We start from the raw sequence: 17,470 nt of genomic DNA on the forward strand, positions 1-17,470 counted from the left end.
TTGACACATAGTTCAACGCGCGCATAGGATTGCGTCCAACGCCTGTGGCTAACAGCCATGACTCATCCAATAAGAAAAGGCCCGCGGCAGTTCAGTCGTCCGCGGGCCTTGTTTTTTCTGGAGAAAGTCGACACCAGAAAGCGATACGGGGCCTGGTGTCATAGCGCGTACTCAACCAGTAATAAGGAATATAAGAAAATGTTGAAGCAACGGATGAGTCTGATCGCTCTGGGGATTTTGAGCGCATCGACAGCCATGGCGAACGACCAGGAGCAATCCAAGGGTTTCGTTGAAGACAGCCACCTGAATATCGCAGCACGCAACGCCTACATCAGCCGTGACTACAAGAACGGCAAGCAGGACAAGGCCGAGTGGGGCCAGGGTTTTATCGGCAAGTTCGAGTCCGGCTTCACCCAGGGCACTGTGGGCGTGGGTGTGGACGTGATTGGCCAATACGCTATCCGTTTGGACGGCGGCAAAGGTCGCAGCGGTGCGGGCGGTATCGACTTCTTCAAGCAAGGCGATAGCGGTGAAGCGGCCAACGATCTGGCCAAAGGTGGCGCAGCCGTCAAGGCGCGCATTTCCAACACCGTGATCAAATACGGTCAGCAGATGCCAGCCGTGCCTGTGTTGCAGTACGACAATTCGCGTTTGTTGTCGGAAACCTACGAGGGCACCTCGATCGTTTCCAAGGAAATCGCCGGTCTGCAACTGGACGCCGGCCACTTCACCAAGGAAGCACGCAAGAGCGCCGAAGGCAGCGACAGCGGTGGCCTGAAAAGCATCAACTACATCGGCGGCAGCTACAAATTCACCGAAAGCCTGTCGGCAGCGTTGTATGCCTCCGACATGCAGGACGTGCTGAAGAAGCAGTACGTCAACGTCAACTATGTGCTGGCGCTGCCAGAGAAACAGTCGCTGACCTTTGACTTCAACGGCTACAAAACCAAGCTGGACCGCAGCTTCGCCCTGGAAAACCAGAAAGACGCCGACGCTCGCGACAACAAAATCTGGAGCCTGGGCGCTACCTGGGCCGTTGGCGCGCACAGCTTCACCATCGCGCACCAGCGCAGCACCGGTGACACCGGCTACCTGTACGGCGGCTACCGCAACGCTGGCGGCATTGGCGACGGCGGCAACACCATCTTGCTGGCCAACTCCTACTGGTCCGACTTCAACGGCAAGGACGAGCGCTCCTGGCAAGCGGGCTACGGCATCGACTTCACCACCTTCGGTGTACCGGGCCTGACCTACAACATTGCCTATGTACGCGGCACCAACATCGACGACGGCACTGGCCGTGGCGATGGCACCGAGCGTGAAATCTGGAACCAGTTCAAGTACGTGGTCCAGAGCGGCCCGGCCAAAGACCTGAGCCTGCGCGCTCGCGCCTCGTGGTTGCGCGTTTCCAACAACGCCAGCGAATATAATGTTGGCGGTAACGAAATCCGCCTGTTCGCCGACTACCCGATCAATGTTTTCTGATTGATCGCAGGTCGCGCCTGATGCCAGGCGAGAAAAACCCCGACTGGTTCGTAATGCTGTTCACTTAAGCATTTGAGTCCAAGCCGGGCTTTCTAGAGAATCCGATGTCAGACCCCTGGCATCGGATTTTTTTATGCCCATTCAGCAGCAGTTGCTCGACCTCGGCGATCTCTTCAATTTTTCTGACCTGAGCACCTTCACTCAGAACATCCCTATCGAGTGGGTAGCGAGTGCGCTGAACCTCTCGGCGCAAGCTACGATACGACGGCGCCGTTTGCCGAGCGATCAAGTTCTTTGGCTAGTTTTGGGCATGGCTCTGTTCCGCGATGAGCCTGTTCATGAGGTCGCCAGGCGTTTGAATATCTGCGCGCAAGGCTTGGCTTCTGATCAGTTGCTGGCCCGAAGCGGGGTAACTGAAGCTCGCAAAAGGCTGGGCGCTGACCCAGTTGAATCGCTGTTCCGTCAGACCGGTAAACATTGGGGCAACGAGCGCTACGAGGGAGATGACTGGAACGGTCTACAGGTCTTCGCGGTGGACGGTGCACTACTGCGAACTGCTGACTCACCTGAGCTCAGAGAACATTTTGGCTCCGGTAATACCGGCACCGACCGTCAGACCCCGTTTCCGATGCTGCGGCTCGTTGCGCTGATGAATGTCCGTTCGCATGTCATCCTCGATGCGCAGCTCAGCCCTTATCGGGGCAGTGAAATGCGGTTGGCCGGAACGTTTCTGGGGCAAATTCCGGACAATTCGATCACCTTGTTCGACAAAGGCTTCTGGGGCGCGGATCTACTGCTAAGCGTGGTGGGCGGCGGCGCGAACCGACACTGGCTGACACCTGCTCGCAAGAATTTGGTCATGGAGGAAGTAGAGCGCTACGGCGAGCACGACCGTCTCGTCCGGATGAAGGTTTCCCCTCAGGCACGTAAACGAAATCCTGAGTTGCCCCTGAGTTGGGAAGTGCGTGAAGTTAGCTATGAAAGCCATGGAAAAGTCAGATCGCTGCTTACCTCTTTGCCTGTCGAGGACTACGACACCGCAGCTGTGGCTGAGCTGTACCTGGAGCGATGGGAGATTGAGCTGGGCTTCAGGGATATCAAAAGCTCGATGCAACAGAACGCGGTAACGCTGCGCAGTAAGAAAGTCGAGCTGATTTATCAGGAGGTCTGGGGGCTTTTGCTGGCTTATAACATTATTCGTCGAGAGGCCAGCCAAGCCGCTGTAGCGTTCGGCCGCGCACCTTCGGATATACGGTTCAAGCCTGCCTGCCAGTACATAGCGGTGCAGTTGATAGTGATGGCAGCCGCTAATCCGGTATCGGCAACAGGAAGGAGGCTAAGCGAGCTGAGGGGAGGAGTAGGAGGAATGTTTCTGGATCACCGCCCAAGGCCGGGAAGGCCAAGGACGGTGAAGATTTCCAAAACCCGGTACCCAGTGGACCGTAAGGCTGCTCCGCTTAAGTGAACAGCATTACGACTGGTTCGGGGTTTTTTTATTTCTGACGACGAGCATTTCCCGCTAGGCGGTGAGCATCGAACGTCAGGCCTTGATCGGCGCGAGCTTCTTGCAGTTTTCCTTGCGTGTCGGGTATTGCTCACACTTGCGCAGCACGGTTTGCACCTGCTGCACATTCTGCAGTTGCTGGTTGGCCAACAGTTTTTCTGTGATGAACAGTTCCTCCGAGCCCAGATTGCGTTCGGCCTTGTCGATCATCTCCAGTGCCGATTGCCCGTCGCCCCGCTTGAGGTGGTAGCTGATCATCAAGTCATAGGTGGAAGGGCCGGCCAGGGACCAGTCCTTGATCGCTTGCAACTCTCTCACCGCCTCGCTGTTTTTACCCTGGGCCAGGCGCAGGGTATAGGCAGTGCGCCGAATGCTCGGTTGGTCCTTGACGGGCGAGGCCAGGGCCTTGCGAACAAACCTTTCGGCATCCGGTACCTTGTTTTTCTCCAGGGCATCGATTGCGAAGTACGCGTCTTTGTAGCCCTGCAAGGCCTCCGCCACTTTGGGCGTAGCCTTCATCTTCGACCAGCTTTGCGGGTTGACCCGGGCGCGGCGTTCCTGACGATATTCGCGCTGCAAGTATTGGCGCAGCTCGGTGTCGCGGTCCGTGGCCGACATATGCGAGCGGTTGAAGTACTGCGTGGTTGCGGTGATGCCGGTGGTCAAGCCGTCCTTGACCAGTACATCCAACTCCTTGGTGAACTGGTTGAGATTGAACTGTTGCAGCGAATCCTGCATGGCATTCTTACGCGCCGTGAGGAACCCAGTGAGCAAGGGTTTCTGTTTGCCCTGGAAGTCGTTGAGACGCTCCAGACTATGGGTGGCGGCGCGCGGCGCGTAGCCGGCGCGGATCATCAAGTCGGTGCCAAGCAGGTCGGCCTGGTCTTCCTGGCTACGGCCCCAGGCGGTGCTCCACACTTGGTCGGAAAAGGTATTGGCCAGCGCGGTGTACAGCACTGTGTTGCCGATGGTCTTCTGGGTACCGGCCGGGTCTTTGCTGAACAGCTTCATGGTACCGGCGCTACGGTCGACGCCAGTATCGGCAGCCATGGTAGCCAAGGCGACCGTGGAGGCGACGGTGGTAAACATGTCTTTCTGCTGCTGGAAGGCCGCCATGCGGTCATGGTGATGCAGCAGCACATGGCTCATTTCGTGACCAAGCATCGCCGCGATTTCGTCTTCGCTGGCAACGTTGTCCAGCATGCCCAGCGGTACGAACAGGTTGCCGTAAGGATCTGCCGACGGTCCGAACCCATAACTGTCGGTGATCTTCACCTGTAGCGGCGGCACTTCGCCCGGCCAGCCCTTGGACAAGCGCGTGACAATGCCCTGCAAGTAGCCTTGCAGCATAGGGATATCCACCAGGTTCTGCTGGCGCGCTTCGGCAGCGGGCACCGCCCGCCCGTCGTAGCTCAAGCGCTGTTGGCTCTGGCGTTGGGGGTCCAGCTTGTAGTACTGGCGCACGTCGATGTTGTCCACGTAGTGGCCTTGGATCCGCGACTGGGTCGACGGCCCTACCAGATTCAGGAACGCCTGGTCTGCGCCCTTCAAGGTGGCGCAACCACTGAGCACCGAACTGGCCAATAGGCTGGCTGCTACTAGATATTCCCTCACCGCAACGCTCCCTTTATTGATTGCAACCGGCACCAAAACCTATGGTGGAATTATTGCGGGCGTCCCTGGCCTGGCTTTTCGTCAGGCCAAGGCACGGCAGGTCGACCACGTTCAGCGGCGGTTCGATGCGCAGGTCCATGGTGTCCAGCCAGACTTTCTGGCCTGCCAGTTCTACCTGCACCAGGTCCAACGCCTGGTTGTACTGCAGCACCGGCATGGGCTGGGTAGGCGCATCTTTTTTCGCCAACTCGCGCTGTGGCTTGCCCTGCTCGTCGAGCACCGTCACCGGGTCGGCGAGGAACGCCTGAATACTGTGGGTTTCCGCCCAGGCACCCTGGGTGAAGAGGGCTGCGAGCAAGACGATGAGGCTTCTGTTCATCCTTGAGTTCCTTGAGACAAATGGCAAAGCGGCACGCTCAGCGATCGCGGTCGAAGAAGGCTTCGATCCGCTCGCTGAACAACACCAACGACAGCAATACAATGCCCAGCACGTTGACCGGGGTAATGTCATTGAGGCTCAGCAGCACACTGACCACCCCCAACATTGACATCACCAACAGCCACGATGGGCACGGCGAGGTAAAAAACCAGATTTCCTGGCGCCGCCACCGGCTCCAGGTGCGATGGCCCGCCAGGCGTCGTGCGTGCAGCGCCTTGAGCACAGCGATCAACGCCAGCAGCCCGAGCTCCAGCAGGTCCAGCCAATTGAAAGGCAGGTGGGGGAAGTCGGCGGGTTCATGGTCATAGTTCATACCTGCATTGATCAGGTTATCCAGGGCCATGGCGTGCAGGTAAACGCCGGGGAGCTGGCCGTGTACCGGCGACTCCACCAGGTCCCCCGTGGACGCGATATTGGCGCCGATCAGCACCAGGCGGTCGTGGAGTAACTCGGCGATCAAGGCTTGGTCGTCCGGGTCACTGACTTCCAGGTCACTGGCCGATAACGTCAGCGTATAAGGGCACTGCGCCTGGGCGGAGTCATCCAGCTTCCAGAACACGGCTTGGAAGAACTGTGCCACTCCGTCCAGAAAGAAATGCCGCGCCGCTGCGCAGTGGCGGATATCGGCAATACGCGCCTGGTCCGCTGCCAGCTTCAGCCCCCATTGCACGGCGATGGGCTGGCGCTGAGCAGCAGTTTGCGCATCCACTGGCGGCGACGTGCAGTCTTGCGTGGCACAGAACACCCGGTACAGTGCCAAGGCGGGGGTTTCCATCAGCCCGGCCTGTGTGTGCTTAGCCAGTGGGTACTTGTCGTCCACCCCTTCCCACGCCACCAGTGCTGGCCGGCTGACCTGCATAAAAGGCGCCAGCGTATTGGCCTGGCCCGCCTCTGCTCGCGTCAGCCCAGTATTGGCCAACCACAGCGGGATGCCCTGGCGTTGATAACGCTCAAATACATTTGCCAGCAACTGACTGCCCCGCGCTGGGTCGCCGAACGAGTGGTCGTGGCTGTAAAGCAAATCCACAAACACAGCCCGTGGCTTGTATGCCAGCAAACGCTTGAACAATTTGCTCTGGTCGCTGTACGGCATTGGCCATGGGCTGTCATTGCGCATCAGGTAGGCATCATCAATCAACACCACTGCCACCTGCTGCTGTCCGAGGCTTGGGTAGTGGCTGGCGAACATACGATTGAGCCACTGCGCCGACGCCTTGTCGCTGGAACTGGCCAGGCCGAAAGGATCAAGAATCGCCAGCAACACGATGATGGCCGCCAGCCAATAGCGGCGGTATTTGAACAGCGGGGGGTTGGACGACATCCATGTCTCGATTAAATGCATAGCAAGGCGGGGTTTTTAACGGAGTAGAGAAGGGGTGTCAATCAAAGAGATGGCTAAGTGCCACATTCTTCGTGCGCTTGGATCGCCTTTCGCAAAAAAACTATCGGAGCGTAATGGTGACCTTGCCTTTTGCTCTGCTCTGCTCGACGTACCGCAACGCCTCTGCGGTCGATGTAAACGGGAAGGAGCGATCAATGACCGGTTTGATGACGCCGGCCTCGATCAGCGAGGTGATTTTTTGCAGCTGTACCCCGTCGGCATGCATGAACAAAAACGCATAGCTCACCCCCTGTTTGCGGGCCTTTCTGCGAATGCCGCTGCTGAGCAGGCGCATGACCTGCCCCAGCACCCAGGGCAGGCCTTGGGCTTGGGCAAATTGCGCAGTCGGCGGCCCCGACAGGGAAATTAGCTGGCCGCCAGGCTTGAGAACCTTGACCGATTTCTCCAGTACATCAGTGCCGAGGCTGTTCAACACCACGTCGAAATCGCGCAACTCGTTGGCAAAGTCCTGCTGTTTGTAATCGATGACCACGTCCGCCCCAAGTGCTTTCACCCATTCGACATTGGGCGTGCTGGTGGTGGTGGCAACGAAGGCGCCGAGGTGTTTGGCGAGCTGGATGGCAAGCGTGCCGACACCGCCGGAGCCGGCATGGATCAACACCTTCTGGCCTTTTTTCAACTGGGCGGTTTCAACCAGCGCCTGCCAGGCCGTCAAGGCGGCCAAGGGGATGGACGCCGCCTGGGCCATGTCGAGATTCGACGGTTTCAGCGCCAGCGCGTCTTCGTTCACGGCGATCAGTTCAGCGAAGGTCCCGATCTGCGCGTCGGGAGGCCGAGCGTACACTTCGTCTCCCGGCTTGAATCGCGTCACCGCCGCACCCGTGCGAACCACCACGCCAGCCAGGTCATTGCCCAATATCAAGGGAAGTTTATAGGGCAGGATCAGTTTGAACGCCCCCGCCCTTATCTTCGAATCCAACGGGTTCACGCTCGTTGCATGCACTTGGACCAGCACGTCATGCACACCGACCGCAGGGTCGGGCACTTCGCCAATCATTCCGTTCTGCTTACCGTAGCGGTCGATAAAAAATGCTTTCATGGTGCAACTGCTCTTGTCGGTGGAATGAGCGAGGCGCGGCCCCGGCAACGTCAAGCCGTTCAGGCTTGAGTCAAATAGCGCTGCGCCACCGTGGACTGCTTGATCTGCCCCAACAACCCCCCACGCGCGGCTTGCAGCGCATCCCAACGCTCGCCTTCCTGCAGCGCAGGAATAGTCACCAATTCGCGTCGGTCGAAACCAAGCAGTGCCGCATCGACCAACTCACCCACTTCCATGATTTCGCTCAGGGTGTTGATGTCGATACCGGCGCGGTCCCAAATCTCCGTGCGGGTGGCGGCGGGCAGTACGGCTTGTACGTAAACACCCTGGGGCGACAGTTCCAGGCTCAGGCCTTGGGAAAGGAACAGCACAAACGCCTTGGTCGCCCCATAGACCGACATGCCGAACTCAGGCGCCAGCCCCACCACCGAACCGATGTTGATGATAGAGCCTTCACCTGCTTTGGCCAGGCGTGGCGCTATGGCGCTTGCGAGCCGCACCAGCGCGGTGGTGTTGAGGGCCACCAGTTGCGCAACGCTCTCGGTGCTTTGCTCGATGAACGTGCCGGATTGTGCGGCGCCGGCATTGTTGACGAGGATGCCGATGCGCGCGTCATCGCGCAGGCGCGCTTCAACGCTGTGCAGGTCGCTGAGTTGCGTCAGGTCGGCCTGAAGCACATCAATGGCGACGTTGTGTTCGTCCTGCAACTTCGCGGCGAGCGTTTCCAGGCGTGCGTGGTCGCGGGCGACCAGCACCAGATCATGCCCGCGTTGGGCGAAACGTTCGGCGTACACCGCGCCGATGCCAGTGGAAGCGCCAGTGATGAGAACAGTAGGGCGGGTAGTCATGATGTCAGCTCTTTATCAGGGATTGGGATTGAGGCACGCGTAGAACCAGGCTCGATCAGCCGACGCCTAGTTCGCGACAGCGCTTGATTCGGCAAGCGTCGGGTAGTCGATGTAACCTGCCGCACCGCCGCCATAGAGCGTGGCGGGGTCGAAGGCGGACAGTGGCGCGCCGGTCTTGAGCCGCTCTACCAGATCGGGGTTGCCGATAAATGGCCGACCAAAGGCGACCAGATCGGCCTTGTCATGCGCCACGCGTGCCTCGGCCAGGTCCAGGTCGTAGCCGTTGTTGGCGATGTAGGTGTTCTTGAAGCGCTGGCGCAAGGCCTCGAAATCAAAGGGCGCGACGTCCCGTGGGCCGCCGGTCGCGCCTTCGACGACGTGCAGATACACGATGCTCAGCGCATTGAGTTGGTCGACGACGTAATCGAACTGAGCCTGTGGATCGCTGCTCGATACACCATTGGCTGGCGACACAGGCGAAAGGCGAATGCCGGTGCGATCAGCACCAATCTCGTCGACCACGGCCGCCGTCACTTCCAGCAGCAGACGCGCCCGGTTCGCGATCGAACCACCGTAGGCATCCGTACGCTGGTTGGCGCCGTCCTTGATGAACTGATCCAGCAGATAGCCGTTTGCACCGTGGATTTCCACGCCGTCGAAGCCCGCCGCAATCGCGTTCGCCGCTGCCTGGCGGAAGTCGTTAACGATGCCCGGCAGCTCGTCGGCCTCCAGCGCTCGCGGCTCGGAAGCATCCTCGAAGCGGTTATTGACGAACACCTTGGTCGCGGCACGAAGCGCGGAAGGGGCAACCGGCGCTGCGCCTTGCTGCTGCAGATCCACATGAGACACACGCCCCACATGCCACAGCTGCAGGAAAATTTTCCCACCCTTGGCGTGCACAGCATCGGTCACCGTGCGCCATCCTTCTATCTGCGGCTGCGTGTAAATGCCCGGGGTGTCTTGATAACCCTGGCCCTGCTGCGAAATCTGCGAGGCTTCGGAAATCAACAAGCCTGCGCTGGCCCGTTGGCTGTAATAGGCAGCAGCAAACTCACTCGGCACAAAACCTTTGCCCGCGCGATTGCGTGTCAGTGGCGCGAGAACCACACGGTTCGCCAGCGTCAGATTGCCAAGTGTGTAGGGAGTAAACAGATTCAGATCGCTCATGGATGTTGGTTCCGTGGCCGTGGATAGAGGTCATGTCGCTTGCGATTAGGATGATGATCGAAATCTAAACTGTCAACGGTTTTGATTATGAACGACATCTATGTATCATCAGCCCATGAATTCAGCGGTAGAGAGGTAGCGAACATGCGCGTGTCCAAGGCCCAGGCCCAAGCAAACCGGGAGCACGTCGTCGAAACGGCTTCAGTGGTATTTCGCGAGCGCGGTTTTGACGGCGTCGGCGTGGCCGATCTGATGGCCGCCGCCGGCTTCACCCATGGCGGTTTCTACAAACATTTCGGTTCCAAGGCCGACCTGATGGCCGAAGCCTCGGCCTGCAGTCTTTCGCAGTCCCTGGCCAGCGCCGAAACATTGAGCGTGAAGGACTTCATCGACCTGTACGTGTCCAGGGCTCATCGCGACAACCGCGCCACGGGCTGCACCATGGCGGCGTTGTGCGGCGACGCGGCGCGTCAGTCGGGCGATTTGAAATCGACCTTCGCTGAAGGCATCGAGCAGATGCTGCAAACCCTTGGCGAAAAATACCCAACCGGCCCGGATGCGGCGCCGGATGCGGCGAGGGTAAAGATGATTGATCTGTTGGCAAGAGCGGTTGGTGCGATTGTGTTGTCGCGCGCTTGTCCAGAGGATTCGGCGTTGGCGGATGAGATTTTGGCGGTGTGTCGGGGAGAGATGACGGAGTCGTTGTCGGGTAAGGCTTAAAGAGGGTGGGGGCTGCCGCGCTGTGCAGGCGCGCATTCCCCACACACCAATCACTCGTTCAAGGCGCTGTTGAATAACTGGCTGTGCATAAAGTCTATGAAGACTCGCAGTCTCAACGAAAGATGTTTGCTGGAAGGCCACACCAGCCTGAATACTCCGGTATGGACCGTATAGTCCGCCAACACCTGAACCAATTCGCCGTTCTTGATCGACTGAGCCGTCATGAAGTCAGGCAGGCACGCAACTCCCAGGCCTGAGCGAGCCACATCGACAATCACCTCTGTCGTGTTGCACACCATGGTCTGAGGTAGCTCGAAATCCGGCTCCCCTGGTGCAATACGTAACGGCCAGGGCTCCACTTTTCCCGTCGAAGGAAACTTATGTAACAGGCATGAATGCGTGGCGAGATCCGCTGGGTGTTTGGGTATACCGTACTCTGCGAGATAGTCCGCAGACGCCACGATCTGGAGCTGGAAGCCTCCCAGTCGTTTGGAAATCAATCTCGAGTCAGTGGGCTCGCCTGTGCGTAATACGGCGTCAAACCCTTCCTCGATAACGTCGACCATGCGATCAGAAAAATCGATATCGAGTTCTATTTCGGGATAGGTGCGCATGAACTCGATGATGGCCGGCATGACGAGTCCGCTGACGAGAGGCAAGCTGATCCTCAATTTGCCCCGCGGTTTTTCACGCGCGTTGCTCAGCTCCATTTCTGCAGCTTCAAGCTCTGAAAGTATCCGTCGACAGCGTTCAAGAAACAGTGAGCCTTCCAGCGTCAGGGCGATACTTCGTGTATTGCGCTGGAAAAGGCGTACACCGAGCCTGTCCTCCAGCCGGCCAATACTTTTGCCGACGCCCGACGAAGAAATCCCCAGTCTTTTTCCCGCCTCGGTAAAGCTTCGAGTCTCAGCCACCAATACAAATAATGAAATGCTGCCAAGCGATTCCAATGGACGGACCTCACTGCGGACACCAGGGTCCGATATGTTCGGATTATAGGCCTGTTTTTGTTTGCCGACGCAAGCCCTAACCTCTCGATGGGCCGATCACCGCAGACAACTGTGCGCGAGGGACCACACCTGCGCACGCCAATGAAGGAACCATTCAGATGAACTCAACATATAGCGCTCAGACGGCTCCCCCGTTATTGAAGTGGATACAGCTTTTTGCAGCTTGCCTGACAGGCGTGCTCATCCCGCTTTGCTTTACCGGGCCTGCCGTAGTGCTCTCGTCCATCAGCGCGGCCATGGGTGGCTCTGCTGTGGAGCTCAGTTGGGTGGTCAACGCTTATATCCTCACCTATGGCAGCGCCATGATGGCGGCGGGAAGCCTGACGGATATCTATGGGCGTAAGCGGGTCTGGCTGATTGGCCTGGTCATCTTCGTGTTGTCTACCGTGGTTATTCCCTTTTCTTCGACTGTATTGCAGATCGATATCCTGCGCCTTGTGCAGGGGTTGGGCGGAGCAGCCGCATTCGCCGGCGCCATGTCGTCATTGGCTCAGGTATTCCATGGCGCAGAGCGCACCAAGGTATTCAGTCTGCTCGGTACGACTTTCGGCATTGGGCTAGCCTTCGGCCCACTGGCCGCCGGGGTGTTGGTCGACTCGGCAGGTTGGAAATGGACGTTCCACGCGACTGCATTAATAGGCATCGCGGGGTTCTTGCTCGTGTGCGTGAGTGCGACGGATTCCAAAGACCCGGCTAACAACGGTATGGATTGGCCAGGCGCTCTGAGTTTCACGGCCGCGCTGACGTTGTTCACTTATGGCATTCTCCTCGCGCCAGAGGATGGTTGGGCCAGCCCGGTCGTTTTGGGGAGTGTCGCCGCCGCGATCGTGCTGTTCATGATTTTCGTGATGATTGAGCGCCGTACCAGTAGCCCGATGCTCGACCTTTCGTTGTTTAAACAATCCAAATTCGTCGGCGTGCAGATCCTTGCAGCGAGCCCAGCATTCTTTTTCGTGGTCCTGATTATCATGCTGCCGGCGCGATTCATCGGGGTCGATGGGCTCAGTGCCATGCAAACCGGAAAGATGATGATTGCGTTGGCCGCGCCGTTGTTGTTCGTACCGTTCCTGGCGGCTCAGCTCGCGCGACACTACACCTCAGGGATGCTCTCGGCAGTCGGACTGGTGCTGGTGGCTGCCGGGTTGTTCTGGCTGGCCGTTGTGCTCGATAGCGGTGCCAGCAATGCCGTAATGCCCATGGCGCTGGTCGGCATCGGTATTGGCCTGCCGTGGGGGTTGATGGATGGCATGGCCGTCAGCGTGGTGGAAAAAGAACGTGCGGGTATGGCTACTGGCATTTTCAACGCAGTTCGCGTTTCTGCCGACGGGATAGCGATCGCCGTGGCCGGGGCATTACTGGCGACGTTCATTCAATGGGGGTTGTTCGACGGCGTCACCCATTTTGCAGCGCATCAGATAATGGAGGCCTCCAGCCGGGCAGCGCTCGGCGATTTGCAGAGCGCAGGCATTCAACTGCCAGGGCAGTCGGACCTGTTGCGCCTCGAGTACGCGAGTGCGTTTCGGCATCTGCTTTTCATCCTGGCTGCTGGCAGCGTGCTCACGGCCATTGCTGTGTACGCAACACTGGGTCGAGTCAGCGCGCATGATCATCAGCCGGTGGAAGCCGTTCGCCCGGTGATCGTCGGTGACGGAGAGTGATCGGGCGGACACGAACGGGCGACGATTCCTATCGAGCTCACCCGGCGTCGATGTTAGGTCTTGAGTAGGATCTATGTGCATCGAAAGTGTCGTATCGTAAAGGACAAAACTGTCCGATATTTTCGTGGGGCGCAACGTAGATCACCGAGATATGAAGACCGAGCGCTTACTTGGTTGCGCCACGTTTCGCTTTAGAACTAAAGACGACAAATTTCATTTTCTTATCCTACCGCCCCTCAATCAACGCCCGCTCCTCCAACCAAGTCTCCTGAACAAACTGATCCGTAATCGCGTAAATCCCATGCCCGCGCCGCATGATGATGTTCTCCGCCACCAGCGCAATCACCACGGGTTGAATTTCTTCAACCCGTACTTCGCGACCTACCGTTTTCGAATATTCCGCGGCTGCATCGGTAGAGAAAATCCCCCGAGCATCGCCTTCCGTAGCCGCGATCTTATTGAAAACCGCCTGAGCCAGGCTGCCCAGTTGTTCGACTTTTTCTAGCTCAATACTTGCCGCTGCTGAGCGTAAGGTACTGGCAATCACGGGGAGGAAAAGATCAGGCTCGCCGTCCTGCTGCAGTAACTGACGCAATGCCTTGAGCATTTCCTCAGGTCGATTGCCCAAGGTATTGAAGGCCTCGATGGCGGCTTCAAGTGAGGGGAGCTTTTCTTTCTTCACCGTCATTGCCAGTCGGTTGAGCAGGAATTCAACGTAATCACCCTTTAGCAGTGGATACGCGGCCGATGTCGCGCCGGAAAATGCTTGGTTACGTTTGGCGGTCAACTCGCTTACTTGGGCCCTGTGAGAGCCCGTGCCGATAAAGAGGAAGTAGCCCGGCGTATTCGGGCGTGGGTTGATTGCATCACGAGCAGCCTTGAGTGCCAGGAGCAGTTGGTTGCCATCGTCGGAGGAAATGGCGTGTTGCACCTCGTCGATGATCAGCACGAGATGGGTTTTCGCTTGGTCGACAACCTCTGTGAGTGCCTGCGCCAATGTGGGGCCGTCGGCGTTGCCGATGCTGTCGAGTTTGAAGCCGAACTTGAATCCTGCTGCACCTAGATCGACATGGCTGACTCGCGTGAGCGTTTCCAGGACTGAAGAGCCCGGCGTTTGCAGTTCTTTCAAGGTCTTGTGGATGGCGTTGTGCACGAGCGTTGCCGGGTTGGCCAGCGTGTCGCTCCAGAGGTCGACGTAAATCACCAATGCGCCTGCTGCCTCCAGGGCCGGGATGAGGTCGTTGCGCAAGAACGTCGTTTTACCTGTACGACGCAGTCCAGACAAAAAAAGACCCGAGCGCAGACCTTCATCTAATACGCCTGGGTTAAGAAGCTGGTTTGCCATCGATTCAGCCAATTCAGGACGCTGGAATATGCTGCTCATGCAATTACCCCTTTTTATGGATAAGCCATAATTATTGCCAATCCATAATTTAGCATAAAGAGTGAATCTGGAATCTGGGCGCGCAAAGAGGTGATTCAAAAGGAGAGGAGACTGGGGATGAATAGCCATGAGATCAACCCTGCAGCAATCGTGAAGGTCGATAAAGTCTCGGCCCCTGTCGAACGAGCCTTGTCTGATTCAGAGCTGAAGCAATTCTGGAAGACGGTTGAGGATACTGACGGGAAAAACGGGGTCAGACCCTGAGAAATCCCCACAAAAACTTCCTTGCAGGTCAGTCAGATAGCTTGAACTGGCCTGCATGAGTCGGGCAGTTTGGTAGTCGCCAAACAAACCAATCACCCGAGACTCATGCAGGCCGTACGATTCTTACACAAGGCATTTTCCCAAGCACTCCCCACTCTGCACCGCAAGCGCCTGAGCGCCCTGATGACCTGCGTCAGCGCTTTGCTGTAGGGGCGCCGTCTGACGCTGACCGATCTGGGCAGAGCTATGCCCAGCAGAGCTTACGTCAAGCATTCGATCAAACGTGTGGATCGCCTGCTCGGCAACGTTCAGCTGCAACATGAACGTCCGCTGTTCTACTGGAAAATGCTCACGGCACTGATTGGCTCCTTACGCCATCCCTTGATTTTGGTGGATTGGTCGCCGATCAATGCCGCTTCTGATCTTTACCTGCTGCGGGCGTCAATTCCGCTGGCTGGCCGAGCGTTCCCTATTTACGAAAGCGTGCATGATCGTGAAGGTTGCCCCAAGCAGCAGCGGCGGTTGCTCGATGCGCTTGAACTTATGCTTCCCGAGCAGTGCGTACTGATCCTGGTGACGGATGCCGGGTTTCGTCGTCCCTGGTTCCAGGCCGTCGAAGCCAAAGGCTGGTATTACGTGGGACGTGTGCGCAATCGTGATCTCTATCGTAACGAGCAAGGTCAATGGCAACCGATAAAGCAGCTCTACCGGCAGACAACATCGACCGCACGTTCGCTTGGCCAAATTGAGATGACGCGTAGCGCACCGTACCGGGTTGCGCTGTACGGCATTCACCAACCGCCCAAGGGGAGAAAACATCGGCGAGTGACGGGTAGCATCGCGCGCAGCAAACTCAGCCGACAGAACGCTCGCCGTGAACAAGAACCCTGGCTGCTCGCCAGCAATTTTCCGCAACCGCAATGGATGGCTCGGAAAATTGTCGGTATTTACCGCAAGCGGATGCAGATTGAGGAAGGTTTTCGGGACATGAAGAGTCTGCGTTTCGGCTTTGCCTTTGACCTGCATCGAACGCGCTGCCCACGGCGTATCGAGATCCTGCTGCTGATCGCCGCGTTGGCCTGTTATGCACTGTATCTGGCCGGTCTTCAGGCTCGAACGACAGGGCGGTCACGTCACTTCCAGAGCAACAGCATCAGGCATAAACCGGTGCTCTCACTCTGGCGTCTTGGCCTCGAATACTTGAGATGCTCCACCACCGGATTGTCCTGCTCGAGATTGGCGGATATGGAGCTATTGCTGCGCGATGAAGTGCACCGGCAAGCTCAGAGGCTGGAGTAGATTTGTGGGGATTCCTCAGGGTCAGACCACAACTTCCGTTATGAATTGAAAACATAATCTGCCCCAAAATCCGTCCCCTTTTTAGGGTTTGGGGATGTGGAGAAGATTGATCGGGTGTACACCAAAAATGAAATTTAGCCGATTAATCAACTGTTTCTGCAGGTTAATTATCACTTGCGCAGTGAGCGGCGGATTGAATGGCGAAAATTAAATGCTGAACGCTAGAAGGTTTCGGGCGAATAAAAACTATCGAGCTTATGCGAAATAAGTATTTGTACCTGTCAATTTTGACAGTTATGGAGAGGTTTGATTTAGTTTATATTCTAATATCATACACATCAGAGAGTAACTGATCATGGCTTCTAAAGCACTTTTAAAGATTTATTTTGGCATTGCACGATATGAGCTTTTGTCTCCATACAATAGAGCAAATGAGAATCTCAAAAGCCTAGGTGTGATTGGTGAAATTATCGATGTGACGAGCGGCGCGGCGAGTGATTTGCAAGTTCTAGGGGATCCTGTTGATGAGTTTTTTCAGGTGTTGAACGATGACGGCGTCATATTTGATTGGCAGTCCTTTTCTAGTAGCAACGCTTCAGCAACCAACAGTAAATTTGTGGAGAAGGCTGAGTCACTAAAAGAGGCAAAAATAAGTTCTCAAAAATTAATGAGGACTGAATCTCAAAAAAAATTCTATGCGATTATTATAACTTGTCCAGATAGCATCTCTAATAAAGCATACTTTGTAGATGGTACTTTTTATGAAGATCGCGATTCATTTGCAAAGTGGGCAAATGATTTTGTAGGGGTTTCGTAATTGTAGAAAACAATCATTTCTTAAACGTCCAATATAAAAGCTAATGCTGAATTGGTGGCTGGCCTTCGAGCAGGTGTTTGATAAATGTAGCAAACACCTGTTTCGCTTCCAAGTTTATCCCTCGATAACTTGCCTGCGGATGAGTCTTGCGCTGTCGGGGAGTATGCGGGAAAAGCGGCGTGGTCGACGTATAGAATGGAAGAAGTCGAAAAATCGTTTGCCTCTCCAGCGGCGCCGTTTTAGATGCCGCCCTTGGACGTTTCCGAGGTAAGGGCGTCGTACCGTCCACAAGGCGTACTGGCCGTCCCATCCAGCGCCACGACGAGGGTGCTTTTTCACTTATCGAAGCACCGGTGTGCCTGACCAGCGTGGAAACCATCTCAACAGGCAGCCGCTCTCTGGCTTTACAGTAGGCGCCCGTGCGAGTGCTATTGGGCTTCATGCCGCCACAAGACCGTTTGATGGACAAGTCATTGACGGCGTTCTGGCAGGAACGGTCGGCACTCATCGCTTGAGCCAGGAACATAGACAGCGTTGCAGTCGGCGAAAACAGATGCTCCCGATATTCTGGTAATACAGACTCGACGCGCTGTAACAGTTCGGGAGCGGTGAGAAGATTGAAAAACGCATAGGCATCACAGTTCGAAGCGTGTCGATGGAAACGTTGCTGTTGATGCTGGAGAATTTGACGTCTACGATTCATTGGGGCTGTGTCCTTGGTTCGTCGGTGTGTGTTCGCAACTATCACCGTAGACCAAGACCAGCCCTCTTCATTTTTGCTTTTAGCTCAAGTGGTTAGCTGCTAAGTAAGTGCCATTCT

General features: G+C 56.8%; 14 protein-coding genes and 3 pseudogenes. 8 read left to right on the top strand and 9 right to left on the bottom strand.

Features of this window, described 5'->3' with window-relative positions; translation table 11 throughout:
* Positions 1–198 precede the first annotated feature (198 nt).
* Both C4J93_RS01485 and C4J93_RS01490 read left to right on the top strand, forming a co-directional pair.
* On the top strand, positions 199–1,485 hold the full coding sequence (locus tag C4J93_RS01485; protein WP_124369236.1) for an OprD family porin: 1,287 nt from the start codon (positions 199–201) through the stop codon (positions 1,483–1,485).
* Between the two features lie 133 nt (positions 1,486–1,618).
* A complete protein-coding gene (locus tag C4J93_RS01490) occupies positions 1,619–2,950 on the top strand; it encodes an IS4 family transposase (RefSeq protein WP_372238146.1) in 1,332 nt (443 codons plus the stop codon).
* A gap of 75 nt (positions 2,951–3,025) precedes the next feature.
* On the opposite strand, the gene C4J93_RS01495 is transcribed toward C4J93_RS01490, so the two are convergent.
* The 6 genes from C4J93_RS01495 to C4J93_RS01520 form a co-directional block, all read right to left on the bottom strand.
* Complete coding sequence (locus tag C4J93_RS01495) at positions 3,026–4,603, bottom strand: M48 family metallopeptidase (RefSeq protein ID WP_124406031.1); 1,578 nt, start codon at positions 4,601–4,603, stop codon at positions 3,026–3,028.
* 13 nt (positions 4,604–4,616) lie between these two features.
* Positions 4,617–4,982 (bottom strand): hypothetical protein, encoded by a 366-nt coding sequence (locus C4J93_RS01500; protein ID WP_124406032.1) that lies wholly within the window; start codon positions 4,980–4,982, stop codon positions 4,617–4,619.
* 37 nt (positions 4,983–5,019) lie between these two features.
* A complete protein-coding gene (locus C4J93_RS01505; protein WP_124428412.1) occupies positions 5,020–6,363 on the bottom strand; it encodes a CHASE2 domain-containing protein in 1,344 nt (447 codons plus the stop codon).
* A 121-nt stretch (positions 6,364–6,484) separates the two neighbouring features.
* Positions 6,485–7,483 carry an NADP-dependent oxidoreductase gene (locus C4J93_RS01510; protein ID WP_124428413.1) on the bottom strand — a complete coding sequence of 333 codons (999 nt, stop codon included), beginning with the start codon at positions 7,481–7,483 and terminating at the stop codon, positions 6,485–6,487.
* A gap of 59 nt (positions 7,484–7,542) precedes the next feature.
* The gene (locus C4J93_RS01515) at positions 7,543–8,331 is read right to left on the bottom strand and encodes an SDR family oxidoreductase (protein WP_124428414.1); all 789 of its coding nucleotides are present in this window, start codon (positions 8,329–8,331) and stop codon (positions 7,543–7,545) included.
* 66 nt (positions 8,332–8,397) lie between these two features.
* Positions 8,398–9,498 (bottom strand): alkene reductase, encoded by a 1,101-nt coding sequence (locus tag C4J93_RS01520; protein ID WP_124406036.1) that lies wholly within the window; start codon positions 9,496–9,498, stop codon positions 8,398–8,400.
* A 144-nt stretch (positions 9,499–9,642) separates the two neighbouring features.
* Here C4J93_RS01520 and C4J93_RS01525 point away from each other — a divergent pair, with 144 nt between their 5' ends.
* Complete coding sequence (locus tag C4J93_RS01525) at positions 9,643–10,218, top strand: TetR/AcrR family transcriptional regulator (RefSeq protein WP_124428415.1); 576 nt, start codon at positions 9,643–9,645, stop codon at positions 10,216–10,218.
* A 50-nt stretch (positions 10,219–10,268) separates the two neighbouring features.
* On the opposite strand, the gene C4J93_RS01530 is transcribed toward C4J93_RS01525, so the two are convergent.
* Complete coding sequence (locus C4J93_RS01530) at positions 10,269–11,168, bottom strand: LysR substrate-binding domain-containing protein (protein ID WP_124428416.1); 900 nt, start codon at positions 11,166–11,168, stop codon at positions 10,269–10,271.
* 158 nt (positions 11,169–11,326) lie between these two features.
* Here C4J93_RS01530 and C4J93_RS01535 point away from each other — a divergent pair, with 158 nt between their 5' ends.
* Complete coding sequence (locus C4J93_RS01535) at positions 11,327–12,886, top strand: MFS transporter (RefSeq protein WP_124428417.1); 1,560 nt, start codon at positions 11,327–11,329, stop codon at positions 12,884–12,886.
* Between the two features lie 226 nt (positions 12,887–13,112).
* Here the strand turns inward: C4J93_RS01535 and C4J93_RS01540 are convergent, their stop codons facing one another.
* Entirely contained in the window at positions 13,113–14,270 is a 1,158-nt protein-coding gene (locus C4J93_RS01540; RefSeq protein ID WP_124428418.1) for an AAA family ATPase, read from the bottom strand.
* A gap of 117 nt (positions 14,271–14,387) precedes the next feature.
* Here C4J93_RS01540 and C4J93_RS27055 point away from each other — a divergent pair, with 117 nt between their 5' ends.
* The 4 genes and pseudogenes from C4J93_RS27055 to C4J93_RS01555 all read left to right on the top strand — a co-directional run bounded on the left by C4J93_RS27055 (position 14,388) and on the right by C4J93_RS01555 (position 16,650).
* A complete protein-coding gene (locus tag C4J93_RS27055; RefSeq protein ID WP_164485225.1) occupies positions 14,388–14,534 on the top strand; it encodes a hypothetical protein in 147 nt (48 codons plus the stop codon).
* A 105-nt stretch (positions 14,535–14,639) separates the two neighbouring features.
* Positions 14,640–15,833, top strand: a pseudogene (locus C4J93_RS01545) (IS4 family transposase).
* A gap of 84 nt (positions 15,834–15,917) precedes the next feature.
* Positions 15,918–16,058, top strand: a pseudogene (locus C4J93_RS27265) (phage portal protein); the annotation flags it as partial.
* A gap of 130 nt (positions 16,059–16,188) precedes the next feature.
* The gene (locus tag C4J93_RS01555; protein ID WP_124428419.1) at positions 16,189–16,650 is read left to right on the top strand and encodes a hypothetical protein; all 462 of its coding nucleotides are present in this window, start codon (positions 16,189–16,191) and stop codon (positions 16,648–16,650) included.
* Positions 16,651–16,924: 274 nt separating this feature from the next.
* On the opposite strand, the pseudogene C4J93_RS01560 reads toward C4J93_RS01555, so the two are convergent.
* Positions 16,925–17,353, bottom strand: a pseudogene (locus tag C4J93_RS01560) (IS4 family transposase); the annotation flags it as partial.
* Positions 17,354–17,470: the final 117 nt, after the last annotated feature.

The organism is Pseudomonas sp. R2-37-08W (assembly GCF_003851705.1).
GTDB lineage: Bacteria > Pseudomonadota > Gammaproteobacteria > Pseudomonadales > Pseudomonadaceae > Aquipseudomonas.

Coding starts and splice junctions, on each gene's coding strand:
- C4J93_RS01485 (WP_124369236.1), top strand. CDS start 199: ATGTTGAAGCAACGGATGAGTCTGATCGCTCTGGGGATTTTGAGCGCA.
- C4J93_RS01490 (WP_372238146.1), top strand. CDS start 1,619: ATGCCCATTCAGCAGCAGTTGCTCGACCTCGGCGATCTCTTCAATTTT.
- C4J93_RS01500 (WP_124406032.1), bottom strand. CDS start 4,982: ATGAACAGAAGCCTCATCGTCTTGCTCGCAGCCCTCTTCACCCAGGGT.
- C4J93_RS01505 (WP_124428412.1), bottom strand. CDS start 6,363: ATGTCGTCCAACCCCCCGCTGTTCAAATACCGCCGCTATTGGCTGGCG.
- C4J93_RS01510 (WP_124428413.1), bottom strand. CDS start 7,483: ATGAAAGCATTTTTTATCGACCGCTACGGTAAGCAGAACGGAATGATT.
- C4J93_RS01515 (WP_124428414.1), bottom strand. CDS start 8,331: ATGACTACCCGCCCTACTGTTCTCATCACTGGCGCTTCCACTGGCATC.
- C4J93_RS01520 (WP_124406036.1), bottom strand. CDS start 9,498: ATGAGCGATCTGAATCTGTTTACTCCCTACACACTTGGCAATCTGACG.
- C4J93_RS01525 (WP_124428415.1), top strand. CDS start 9,643: ATGCGCGTGTCCAAGGCCCAGGCCCAAGCAAACCGGGAGCACGTCGTC.
- C4J93_RS01535 (WP_124428417.1), top strand. CDS start 11,327: ATGAACTCAACATATAGCGCTCAGACGGCTCCCCCGTTATTGAAGTGG.
- C4J93_RS01540 (WP_124428418.1), bottom strand. CDS start 14,270: ATGAGCAGCATATTCCAGCGTCCTGAATTGGCTGAATCGATGGCAAAC.
- C4J93_RS27055 (WP_164485225.1), top strand. CDS start 14,388: ATGAATAGCCATGAGATCAACCCTGCAGCAATCGTGAAGGTCGATAAA.
- C4J93_RS01555 (WP_124428419.1), top strand. CDS start 16,189: ATGGCTTCTAAAGCACTTTTAAAGATTTATTTTGGCATTGCACGATAT.